The organism is Phaeodactylibacter xiamenensis (assembly GCF_000759025.1).
Classification (GTDB): domain Bacteria; phylum Bacteroidota; class Bacteroidia; order Chitinophagales; family Saprospiraceae; genus Phaeodactylibacter; species Phaeodactylibacter xiamenensis.
This window is the reverse complement of the sequence record NZ_JPOS01000081.1, coordinates 142,087-154,564: the sequence shown is the minus strand read 5'-3', so window position 1 is coordinate 154,564 and position 12,478 is coordinate 142,087. Positions and strand designations below refer to the sequence as shown.

The following is a 12,478-nucleotide window of genomic DNA, read 5'->3' as shown; positions in this document are numbered from 1 at the left end:
CTTGTAATCAAAAGCCGACTGAAGCCTGTCAGGAGTTACGATCTTATCATCCGGCAGGGGTTACAGCTAGGTCCTGCACTGCTCTTTTTCCCAAAGAAGATGATGGTTCGCAAAGACTGTTCAATTGGCAATAGCCCGCTTTTATTGTGTTTGTTCCTGATGTTTTCCAGCTTCTCACTTGGTGCTCAGTCCCCCGTTTTTAATGTACGGGACTTCGGAGCAAGCGGAGATTCCGCTCAATATGCGCAGCCTTATCTGCAAAAAGCTATTAATGCCTGCCATGCCGCGGGCGGCGGACAGGTGCTATTGCCTGCCGGAGCTTATACCACCGGCACCATCGTACTAAAAGATAATGTGGATTTCCACCTGGCACCGGGCGCCACCCTTTTCGCCAGTCAGCGGGAAAAAGACTATGAGAATGACTTCGTGGTCTACAAAAAGAACGACTCCGGTAAATTGCCGGGCGAGGGTACGCCTGTACTGATTTACGCGAAAGGTGCCAAAAACATCAGCATTTCCGGAAAGGGGACGATCCACGGGCAGGCCCGCCGGACGTACGAGCCTCTGAAAAGTGTAGATGGCTTCATCGCGGAGGATACGGAGAACGCCAGAAATTCCGGTGTGGAAATGAAAATGTACTACAAGGTAAAGCCTTACACCTGTATGGTTTTCCTGGAGGACTGCACGGACATCCGGATTCAGGATATTTCTATGATTGAGTCCACCGATTGGACCCTGCACTTTAAATGGTGCGAGCGGGCGTTTGTGGATGGCGTTTATATTTTCTCCAGCCTGGAGCAGGGCGTCAATGCCGATGGGATTGATATTGACGGCAGTAAGGATGTAGTGGTCTCCAACTGCACCATCATTACTGGTGATGATTCCATCGTACTGAAGTCCACGATCACCGGTGAGGATTACCGGGCTTGTGAGAACATTACGGTAACGAACTGTTCCTTAGTCTCCACCTCCACCGGGCTGAAATTAGGTACCGAAAGCCACGGCGACTTCCGCCACATCACCTTTTCCAACTGCGTGATCCGCAACAGCAACCGGGGGTTAAGCATCGTGGTACGGGACGGGGCAACCGTAAGCGATGTGCTGTTTTCCAATATCACCATTGAGTGCGACCGTAAGCACTTCAACTGGTGGGGCAATGGCGATCCGATATGGCTGGTGCTCAAGCGCCGGTTCCCGGATTCCAAACTTGGCAAAATTCAGAATGTGACCTTTCAAAACATTCAGGCACGCGGGCAGGGCACCAGCAAAATCGAAGGCTACCCCGGCGAACAAATGCTGGAAAACATCCGGCTGTACAACGTCCAACTCACCATGGAAGCTGAAGATAAACCCGACAAACGCGCGACCCACGGTTTTGAAGCCCACGATGTGGACGGGCTCGTCCTTTCTGACCTTACCATCAACTGGGATAACTCGAAAGGAACAGAACCCAAATGGGATGCAGCGGTAGCGCTTCAGCGGGTGAAGAACGTGGAGATGGACCGCGTACGGGGCAAACAGGCTGCTAAAGGGAGCGCAATCCGGCTTACGGAAGTACAAAACGCCTACATCACCAACACCTTGCCTCAGCCGGGCACGGCTACGTTATTTGAGGTCTCGGGCGCTGAAAGCCGTAATTTGGTGTTCCGGGATAATGACCCTATGGGCATAGCCGCTCAATTTTTAGCAACCGGCAAAGAGGTTGAAAAGGAGGAAATCAACCTGAAGTAGGCTCTTGGGGGTTAGGGGACGGATGCATGGCTTTAAGCAGGCTGCTACCCAATAAATACCAGTAACAGGATCAGCATCCCGATCAGCAACGCAAAGAAAAAGTATTCCAGTACCACCCAGTGCCAGTAGGGTTTCTCCAGCGTCTTTTTTCGGGCCCAATTGATGATAATATTCCACATAGGCTTCTGATTAGGTGCCTAACATAGGCGCAAACCGGAAAAAGCGTGTGGAATTTCGTTCCAAATGCCCGTTACAAATGTCCTTCTGTGCCCTTATCAGCTGTAGCCTTCTCCTGATTGGCCGACATATAAGCTGTTGGGGTCATGTTGTAGTGTTTTTTGAATTTTTTGCTAAAATACTGTGCATCTGAGAAGCCTACGGAGTAAGCCACTTCCGAAATAGAATCGCATATCCCAAGTTTAAGCATCTCAGCGGCCCGCTTGAGACGGATAATATTGATGAATTCCTTCACCGACTGATCGGTCAGGGCACTGAACTTTCGGTAGAGGACCGACCGGCTCATGCCCAGCGCTTTTGCAAAATCACTGACCCCAAAATCGCTTTCATTGAGGTTATCCTCCACAATCCGGATGGCTTTTTGCAGGAACTGCTCATCCGGGGAAGGTGGCTGATCGGGCTCCGGCTGCAAAATGTTTTGGCTGAACCGCTGCTTAAGCATCTCCCGGTTGTGGATGAGGTTGAAGATGCGGGCTTTCAGCAGGCGGAACTTAAAGGGTTTAGTGATGTAATCATCTGCGCCGGTTTCCAGCCCAATCACCAGTTTCTCCTCACTTTGATTGGCGGTCAGCAAAACGATTGGGATATGGCTTGTCCGGTCGTCGGTTTTCAGGGTTTGACACAGTTCAATGCCGCTCTTTTGAGGCATCATAATGTCGCTGAGAATGAGATCGGGCAGCAAATCCAGTGCTTTAACAATACCTTTCTCACCGTTTTCAGCTTCGGCAATGGTAAAGTAGGGCTCAAAGCTCATCCGCAGGAAGTGGCGGACATCTTCATTGTCCTCCACAATGAGCAAGGTGGGTTTTGTCCCGCTTTTGACCAACTGCTCCGGTAGCGCAACAGCAGGGCTCGGGTGCACTGCTTCGGTCGCTTGTTCCACGCCCCACTCAGGCATTTCCCACTGCTGCTCCCCACAATCCAGGCCCTGTGCATCCAGTGGCAACCAAATGGTAAACCGGCTGCCTTCTCCCACCGTACTTTCCAGTTCCAGGCCGCCCCCGTGCATTTCAATTAACGCTTTGGCGTAAGCCAGCCCAATACCGGTACCCTGGGGCAAATCTTCACGCTTTGGCTCCTCCCCAGGTTGTACCTGGTAAAAGCGTTCAAAAATTCGGTCCTGATGCTGGGGCGAGATACCTGACCCATCATCTTCGATGCTGATCAGCACTACTGGTTTTGGAGATTCCCCAGATTGAACCACCCGCCTATCCTGCCTGATCTGCACCTCCACTCGTTGACGGGTGAATTTAAAGGCATTGGAGAGGAGGTTGTATACGATCTTCTCCATCTTATCCGGATCAAAACAAATGGGGATGCGCTGCAGGGAAGTATTCAGCTGATAGTTGATGCCCCGGTTTTCTGCCAATCCATCGAAAGCCGTTTTTACCCCCTGTACAAAGGAGACCATATCAGAAGACTTTGGAGACAATTGTACCTGATCCTCATCTATTTTCCTGAACTCCAGCAGCTGATTCACCAGCCTTAGCAGACGCTTTGTATTTTGCTGTACGATCTGAAGCTGTCGGGCAGCGCGCCCACCAAATTGCCCGGATTCCAGTAGCTGCTCCACCGGGCCGGAAATCAGGGTAAGCGGGGTCCGGAACTCATGGGAGACATTGGTAAAGAAAGCCAGCTTCAGCCGGTTAACCTCTTCGATTTTCTGACGCTCCAGGTCTTTAAGCCGGAGGTTGTTTTTGAACCGTTCGCGCATGAGCAACGCATGCCGGAAGCCAAAAAGCAGCAGCACAGAAATAAGGATATAGGACGCATAGGCCCAGGGCGTTCTCCAAAAGGGTGGCTTGATGACAATCTTCAGAGCAACCGGCTCGGGATTCCAGACGCCATCGTTGTTGGCCGCCTTGACCTTGAAGGTGTAGGTGCCCGCATTGAGGTTGGTGAAAGACACACTCCGGCGGTCACCGATATAGCTCCACTCCTCCAGGAAGCCTTCGAGTTTATAGGCATACTGATTCTTTTCGCTGGAAGTGTAGCCTAGTGGTCTGTCAAGTGTTAATTTATGGGTTGAGTGGGAGCGAATTTTGAGGCTAATCGAGGCGGATGTTCCCGCGCATAGCAGCGCTACGTAAGGGGTTGTCCAACGAAGAGTAGCCTCAAAATTCGCCGCAGGCAACCCCTAGTTTTAGCCTTGACAGACCACTAGTGCTGTAAATTCCAGTGCAAACAACTGGCTTTGCTGATGGCTTAGTACTAACCGCTCCATCTGGCTAATCGGTTTTTGCAGTGGAGAGTCTTCGTCCTCCGGCGTGGTGTACTGATCGTAGAGCTTAAGCCCGGTCAAAGCCACTTCAGGTGCATGGGGGTTGTCCTGAATCAAACCGGGTTGGAAATAGTTAAAACCGTTAATGCCTCCAAAGTACAGGTGCCCGTCCCGGGTTTGCAGCCCGGCATTGTAGGAAAACTGATTGCTCTGCAATCCATCCTGCTTGCAATAATTTCGGTATCGCAACTCTCCGGATTCGCTTTCCAGCCATACCCTTGAAAGCCCTTTGTTCGTGCTCATCCAAATGGCGCCATCTTCACCTTGGTACAACGTATGAATGGCATTGCTGGGCAGCCCGTCTGACATGGTGAAGTTGCGGATTTCACTTCCATTGGCGGATCGGATAAAAAGCCCACCGCCTTCCGTGCCAACCCACAGACGTCCGGCTGCATCCTCAAGGAAAGCCCTGCTGTCAAACTGATTAAGGGTGCTTCCGGAGGATACCTCAAGTGGGACCAATTCACCTAAATCTTCTGAGATATACCGGACACCCTTACCCCCTACCCAAACCATACCGGAAGGACCACGGTAAAGTGTAGTCACCCGCTCGGCATAGGCTTCCTCTCCTTCCGGGCTGAAGGTAGACCAATGCTCAAAAGAGCCCGTAGCTAAATCCAGACGGTCCAGCCCGGCAAGTGTGCCCACCCAAAGGTGCTGTTCGCCCTGCGGCAGCAAAGCCCAGACATTATCGTTGCGGATGCCCTTCGGATTCCCCGACTGGTATTTGTAGGTTTCCAGGTGACCAGTTTCGGGATTGAACTGCTGCAAACCGCCACGATAGGTACCAATCCAAACTTGGCCGGCGGGGCCCTGGCACAAGCTCGTGACCACTTTACTGCTCAATCCATCGGCCTTAGTGAGTACCCGGAACTGATCGGCACCAGGTGTCCAGATATTCAGCCCACCCCCATCGGTACCTATCCAGATATCCCCGTTCCGGTCTTCCAGAAAGGACAACACAGAGCGATGGCTCAACCCATTACTGTTGACCAGGCTACGGCCGATGTGGTGAAAAGCTTTGTGGTTGGGATTGAAAATACTAACTCCTCCGTCAAACGTACCGACCCAGACCAGGCCTTCCTCATCCCTGAACAGAGCGTAGGCAGCGTCGCTGGCAACAGACTGCGGATCGTAAGGGTTATACCCAAGGTGCTGTGCGGCACCCGTTTGTGGTTCAAAGATTGACAGCCCCCCGCCATCCGTAGCCACCCATAGTTTTCCATGGGGCCCGAAGGCAAGGCTCTTGATCAGATCGTTTTGCAGCCCGGGTGTCCCGGCTGCGCTGTAGTGAGACAGCCCTGACCGGTCGGTACTGATTTTAAACAGGCCCGCTCCCTGCGTGCCTACCCAAAGCTGACCAACCTTATCTTCCTTTATTGTCTTGGCAAGCCCCTGCCCTCCACTTAGCACTTCAATAGGTAAGAAAGCCCAGCCTTCTGAACCCGCTGACTTATAATACAGCCCCGCATGATCAGTCCCTACCCAAATGGTCCCCTGCTTGTCTTCACAAATCGCACTGACATCAGCGACCGGCTGTGAAGCGAACAAGACTGGCTTAAAGCCAACGCTCTCCTTTTCCCTTACGTAAAGCATGCCACTCAGCGTACCTACCCAAATTCGGCCAGACCGGTCCTGCTCAATAGTCCGGATGTACTGATGACCAGGCCCGGAAGAGGGATCAGATGAAAGGTGGACCGGGTCGAACTTACTCTGCTCAGGGTCGTAGGTGCACAAACCACTTGCGGTCCCCACCCACAGCTGCCCCTCTGTATCTTCCAGCAGCGTGAGGATTTTATTGCCTTTTAGAGCGTTGGAATTTGCGTTCTGATGGCGGAATACCTGGAAACTATACCCATTGTACTGGTTCAACCCATCATTGGTACCAATCCAGATGTAGCCCCGTGAATCTTTCAATATGGTATTTACCGTATTCTGAGACAGTCCATCGGCAACATTGAGTTGATCAAACCGGTAATTCTGGGTGGCCACAGCACTCCAGGCGATCAGGAGGATGGTGGTGGCAATTAGGCTTCGCATGTTTTCTGTTTGTCTGAAATTGGAAACGATGTTCACTGCCTATAATTTAACTAAAATTTCATTATACCCTATTTCCACCCAACAAAAATCACCAAAGACAGCTCTCCCCAAAACAAAACAACCCAAAGCAATGACAAAAGTCACTCCTTTGGGTTGAAAACAGGGCTTTTTTCAGACTATTCCCGGTCCTTCACACAGCGTACGCTTAGGCCACTGTTTTTCACCACATGCCCCTGTCCGAGCAGTGGGAAATTATTGACCAGGCGGTAAAAGGCTCTGCCGTCAGCTTGTTGGGTTGCTGTCCAGAACACGGCGTTTTCACCTTCAAAAACCGAGTATCCCCAATTACCAGCCATCAAGGCATCGAAGCCGGAAGGGCTGCCTTCGCCCCGGATCTTATTGGGTACGTTCACCCCCGTTCCGCCCTGTCCGTCTACAGACAGATAGGCATTGAAGGCTTCCCATTCTTCCTTGGTGGGCAGGTGCCATTCGCAGGGGCAAATGCCTTGTACTTCTTCCTCGCCCGCTGCTGATTCAGCACCGTTCATGGCGGCATCCCAGGTGTAATGGGCGCCCATGGCGTTGGTGCAATTAAGGTCCTGGCAAAAGCGGCCCTCTATCGCGACTTCCGGATTTTCAGAAAGGTGTTCGGTGCGCAGGTTTTGCGTGGTCCAGCATTGTCCGCCTATGTCAACGGTTGGGTATTTGTTGCCATCCACATCGGTGATACTGTCGCGGCCACAGACAAATTCCGGCTGCCCAACCAGCACAGAGTCGATAGTAGTTATGGCGGGTTCACCACTATCAGTGACGGTAACGGTGTACCAGCCGGTGGTGAGTTTTTCAATGCGCTCGGTGTCTTCCTCATTGCTCCAAAGGAAGGTGTAGGGGCTTGTGCCTCCGCTGACCGAAACGGTTGCCGTACCGTCGTTGCCACCGAAATAGGTGACTTCTTCCACGGTGAAATTAAGGTCAAGGGGTGTTGCATCAGGTTGCAGCAATTCGAAGGTCTTCGAAGCTACCGTGGACTTGGTGTCGATAATCTTGACGGTATAGCTACCGGCTGGCAATCCGGAAACATCTTCGGTGTCCGGCCCGTGGCTCCAGAAAACCTGATAGGGCGGCGCACCGCCTTCCACGGCTATGTCAATTGCGCCATCAGCTGCACCAAACGCGCTGGGCTGCATGGCTTCACCGGTAATGGTGATGAACGGGATATTGATCGTATCCTTATTGCAGGCCACAGCCATGAACATGACTACCGCAGCCGAAAGGATAAAAAGGGTTGTTTTTCTCATGTTGGTTTTATTTAAAGTCGAGTTCAGACTGTGGTAATTTCCAGTATAAATCAGTGTATGGGTACTCAATCGGTGCAGCCTCCCGGTCACCGGGATAAATCGGCAATTGCAACGCCTGCAGGTAATGGAAACGGTCGCCCTCAAATGCCATTTCCTTAATGCGCTCGTTGTGGATATCCTGCTCCGTAATGCTTGCCAGCGGTTCTAATCCGGCCCGCACCCGCACCTGATTAAGGTCTTCAGCTGCGCCTGTTGCATCACCCGATCTAAAGCGGATGATGGACCGGGTCAGCAACATTTCCGCCAGACGGATCACGGGCACATTCGAACGTTGCCCATCCGTAGCCCGGTAGTATTTGTCGCCCCAGACATGTGGGTCTTTGATGTGCGGGTATTGCATTTCGTATTGCGTGGGGTCAGCCGAGTTGGTGCCCGGATTACCCTCAATGCGCCAGAACAGCTGCTGATAACGCTTGTCTTGCAGCGCCGCTTCTGTAGTACCAAGATTTTCATCCATCCAGCCTACCTGTTTCAGGATGGTATGGCTCATCGGGAACTGATTCCAGGTGCAGCGCTTATGGTATTCGCCCCGTCCGCCGTTGGTCGCCCGGTAGTCGCTCCAGTTCATGCTCGTTGGCACTTTATTGGGGCGGATGATCTCGGGGTCGTGGTTGTTGGTGGCCCAGATGACCTCGGCTCCGTCCTCCGCATAATCCTTGTTGAAGGCCTCTATGGGATCTTCACTCAGCGTGAAAGGGCCACTAATGACGTAGTCCAGCTCCGCCTCAGCCAGTTCGAACTCGCCCATTTGGAAATACACCCTGCCCAGCATCGCAGCAGCAGCGTAGCGTGTTGCCCGGCCCTGCACATAGGAAGGATGGTGAATACCGGCGTCATAGGCTTCCGGCAGTAGCCCCTTTGCAGCTTTCAGATCATCAATGATTTGATTGTAAATGACGTCTGTGGTCACGTACCGGGGGCTATTGGCCTCCTCAGCGGACAATGGGGTTTCCAACCGGAGCGGCAGGATTTCCTCTGTAGAGAAATTAGGTGCTCCGGGCACAGGGCAATGCCTGCGGGTCAGGTAGAAATAAGCGTAGGCGCGCATGAATTGCATCTCACCCTGAATGCGGTCCAGATTGGCCAGGTCGCGCTCCGTAGGATTATCGAATGGCCGGTAGTCATTCTCTATCAAAAAGTCGAGCACGGAGTTGGCATGTGTGATGCATTTATAGCCCAGCGAAAAACCGGAGTTCGCTTTGGTCATTTCCACGCCCGTGGTCCGCAGGTACATCTCCTCAAAGGGGATGTCAGCGGAGGTGTTGGGCAGAAGATATACAGCATCCGACATACAGTCGAAAATCAACCGGTCGTCCCCGAAAAAATTACTCCATGAAGAAGTGAAGGCATAGTTATAAGGCGTCACCACGCCCCGTTCCAGCTCCTCCATGTTCAGCCAGGGGAACTCAGGCGGGTTCTGCAGCTCAAAAAAATCATCGTTATTGCATCCGGCAAATGCCAGTAGTAAACTCAGGGCCAGGATGCGTTGCTTTATGGTATTCATAATTTGGCTCTTTTCAGGTTAGAATTTCACAGTTATCCCTCCGGCGTACATCCGCAGCGGAGGCAGCACACCACCGCCGGACTCGGGGTCCCAGCCATCGTAATGCGGTGCCCACGCCCAGAGGTTCGTACCAGTAAGGTATACCCGCAGGCTTTGCAAACGCCAGCGCTGTACCATTTCATTGGGGAAGGTATAGCCCAACTGCAGGTTTCGCAGCCGAAGGAAGTCCGCCCGGTAGAGGTACTTTGTCCAGTTGACGGTCTCTGTTTTATAGTTACCGGTAGCCTCAGTCCAGTCGCCTTTGCCGGTTGGAGAATCAGGATTTTCCACATCAGGGTCCCAGCCATAGGGGTAAGCGCCCTGCCAGCGCAATTCAGGGTATTTGGCATCCGGATTATCGGGAGTCCAGGTATTGCCAATCATGTCAGAGCGAAGCACAACCTGCCCGTATTGAACATCCGTGGTCCGTTGTTCTTCGTAATCGTAGAGGTAGTCTCCGGCGGAGAAGCTCATGAAAACGGACAGGTCGAAACCCTTATACTTAAAGGTATTGCTGAGCCCTCCAAAGACTGTAGGCACGGCGGTTTTGTCTTTATGGATGATACGGTGGTTTTGTAGGTTGTTCAGGGTAGCCGGTATTTTGCGCCCGGTCTTAATCGTCTCCCCGGTTGCCTCGAAGTGGTCGATATCAATCTCCCAGATCATATTGACCCCGCGTTCGGGATCCACACCAGCATCCTCAGCCATGTAGTAGGCCCACAGGCGGCCACCAGTTTGAGAAACCCGGTTGCCGCTCAATAATCCACGGCCCGAGCGGTCCAGATCAGGTGTCAGCCGGTCCACCCGGTTGCGGTTGGTGGTGATATTGAAATCGGTAGTCCAGGTAAAATCATTACGCCGGATGTTCGTGGAATTCAGCTCCAGTTCAACCCCCCAGTTGGACATATCCCCGATATTGCCCCAGATGTTATTACCCTGCAATCCTGCAGAAGTTGCCAGGGGGGAAGCTAACAATAAATCCGAAACATTCTGCTGATAATAAGCCACTGAACCGGCTACTCTGCCGTCCCACAACCCGAAGTCCACCCCGGCATCGTAGCTACTCGTGGTCTCCCAGGTCAGGGAAGGCACGCCGATATTGGTGATGCGGGTACCTTCCAGAATCACATCCGCCGGGCCGTAGCGCCAGTCGGTGCGGTTGGTATAGGTGGTCACAAAGCGGTTGCTGGGAATGTTCTTGTTGCCCGTTTGCCCGAAGCTGCCCCGCAACTTTACCGTACTAAAGGTCCGGTTGTTCCAGAAAGGCTCATCGCTGATTACCCATCCGGCAGAAACAGCCGGGAAGGTACCCCAGCGGTAGTCCTCGTTGAACTTGGAAGAGCCATCCTGCCGGAAGCTCAGCCCAAGGAAGTAACGGTTCAAAAATTTGTAGTCTGCCCGGCCGAAAAAGGCACGCAGGTATTCTTCATAGGAAAGCCCGCCGGAGAGGGTCAGCAGGTCCTGCGGGTTCCCAATTTCCTTATAGGTGCCCGTGAGGTTCTGCCCTTCCATCAGGCGCAGCTGCTGATTAATGGACTGCGACTCCGTACCGGCGGTAAGACTGATGCCGTGATTGCCAAAGTCGCGGTTGTATTTGGCGTAAACGTTGTAGTTGATGCTTTGGCGCACCCGGCTTTCATCAGAAGCAAAGGAGCCAAACTCCCGCAACGAAGCAGTCACCCAGTTGAGGGTATTGGACTGCAGCAGGTCAAAGGAGCCCTCTGCCCGGAGAGACAGTCCCCGGATCGCCGGTATTTGATACTCCAGCGCCAGCCCGCCCATTCCACGGTAACTCGTCACCTCATCCACCAGCATATCCCGGTCAATGGCGGCTACCAGGTTGTTGCCTGACATGGGGTTCCAGTAGCCTGTGGGGTGGTCGGAATTAAAGATGGGGTACCAGGGCAGCGCATTCCGGTTGGCATTACCCCAGCCGGCGCTGTTGCCACCACTGTTGTTGCCAAGCGCACCGCCCACCTGCTGCTTTACGCGGTCGTTATTCGTATAACTGAAGTTAAGGCGAGTCTCCACGCTCAGGTTTTCGAAAGGATTGAACTGCAGGTTCGAACGCACGGAATAGCGCTCAAGCCCATTATTACGCAGCACGCTGTTGTCGTTGCGATAACCGAAGGAGACATACATATTGCCCCCTTCAAAGCCTTTTGTACCCGAAACGTTGATGTCCTGATAATTACCCTGATCCAGGATCTGATCAAACCAATTGGTGTTGACCGCCAGGGCTTCCTCCCGGCTCAGACGGGCAATGGGGTCGTCCTGGAAAAGGTTCAGGATGGAGTTGGGATCAAACAGTGCCTCCTCTTCTCCGCCAAAGGAGTTGAAACGGGCGGTTTCCACCAGATTGAACCACTCTTCGGTATTCGCAAATCCGATATCGTCTGCCGTTCGGGAAGGCTCCGTGAGGCCCGCCGAATAGTCAACGGTAATGGAACCCTGCCCCTTTTTACCTGATTTGGTGGTAATGATGATCACCCCATTGGAGCCCCGGGAACCGTATATGGCCGTAGCGGCCGCATCCTTCAGCACCTGAATGGATTCGATATCGTTGGGGTTGATCATACTCATCGGGTCCTGTGCGGTAGCACCATTGCTGGCCCCCAGTGAAGAGCCGGTATAAATCGGCATACCGTCCACAATCCATAGCGGGTCGGTGTCGATAGAGATCGAACTGATGCCCCGTATTTTAACGGTGGAAGGCGCACCCGGGACCCCGCTGTTGGAGACCACCTGCACACCGGAAGCCTGCCCCTGCAAGCCATCCACAAATGAAGTGGTCTTCAGTTTTGTGATGTCCTCCGACTTAACGGTGGCCACAGAGCCAATCACATCGCGTTTTTTCTTGGTACCGTAGCCAATAACCACAACTTCGTCCAGAGCTTCCGCATCGGTGGACATTTTGAGGTCAATGCGCGTTTGTGTGCCAATCAGCACTTCTTCGGAAGCATAGCCAATATAGCTGAACACCAGTACTTTCCCATTTTCCGGGACACGCAGGGAATACTGCCCGTCAAAATCCGTAATCGTGCCCACTTCAGTATCCTTCACCAGAATATTTACCCCGATAAGCGGTTCCCCATCCGTATCTGTCACCTGCCCGGTAAGGGTGCGCTGCGCGTAGGTGTGAGCAGACAGCAAGAGCAGGAACAGGAATAAAAAATGCCTCATGGTTGTGTCTTTTTTGGTATGGTAGCACCCGGTCTGCCCGGGCACCGGTTAGGTTGTATCCCCAAATATACTTTCCGGCTATATCGGGCATGTGCAATATCATCC

Annotated in this window: 7 protein-coding genes; 1 reads left to right on the top strand and 6 read right to left on the bottom strand. The window is 52.8% G+C overall.

Annotated elements, in window-relative coordinates; genetic code table 11:
- The first annotated feature begins 99 nt into the window (after positions 1-99).
- The gene (locus IX84_RS21880; protein WP_152605189.1) at positions 100-1,731 is read left to right on the top strand and encodes a glycoside hydrolase family 28 protein; all 1,632 of its coding nucleotides are present in this window, start codon (positions 100-102) and stop codon (positions 1,729-1,731) included.
- Between the two features lie 44 nt (positions 1,732-1,775).
- Here IX84_RS21880 and IX84_RS34360 read toward each other — a convergent pair whose 3' ends face one another.
- The 6 genes from IX84_RS34360 to IX84_RS21855 all read right to left on the bottom strand — a co-directional run bounded on the left by IX84_RS34360 (position 1,776) and on the right by IX84_RS21855 (position 12,373).
- Positions 1,776-1,910: a hypothetical protein gene (locus tag IX84_RS34360; RefSeq protein WP_262501664.1), complete on the bottom strand. Its 135-nt coding sequence runs from the start codon at positions 1,908-1,910 to the stop codon at positions 1,776-1,778.
- Positions 1,911-1,981: 71 nt separating this feature from the next.
- Positions 1,982-4,102 (bottom strand): hybrid sensor histidine kinase/response regulator transcription factor, encoded by a 2,121-nt coding sequence (locus tag IX84_RS21875; protein WP_044225835.1) that lies wholly within the window; start codon positions 4,100-4,102, stop codon positions 1,982-1,984.
- A gap of 9 nt (positions 4,103-4,111) precedes the next feature.
- Positions 4,112-6,289, bottom strand: a complete 2,178-nt coding sequence (locus IX84_RS21870; protein ID WP_044225834.1) for a ligand-binding sensor domain-containing protein — start codon at positions 6,287-6,289, stop codon at positions 4,112-4,114.
- A 176-nt stretch (positions 6,290-6,465) separates the two neighbouring features.
- Entirely contained in the window at positions 6,466-7,587 is a 1,122-nt protein-coding gene (locus tag IX84_RS21865) for an FISUMP domain-containing protein (protein ID WP_044225833.1), read from the bottom strand.
- A 7-nt stretch (positions 7,588-7,594) separates the two neighbouring features.
- Complete coding sequence (locus IX84_RS21860) at positions 7,595-9,151, bottom strand: RagB/SusD family nutrient uptake outer membrane protein (protein WP_044225832.1); 1,557 nt, start codon at positions 9,149-9,151, stop codon at positions 7,595-7,597.
- Positions 9,152-9,169: 18 nt separating this feature from the next.
- A complete protein-coding gene (locus tag IX84_RS21855; protein WP_044225831.1) occupies positions 9,170-12,373 on the bottom strand; it encodes a SusC/RagA family TonB-linked outer membrane protein in 3,204 nt (1,067 codons plus the stop codon).
- Between the last annotated feature and the right edge of the window lie 105 nt (positions 12,374-12,478).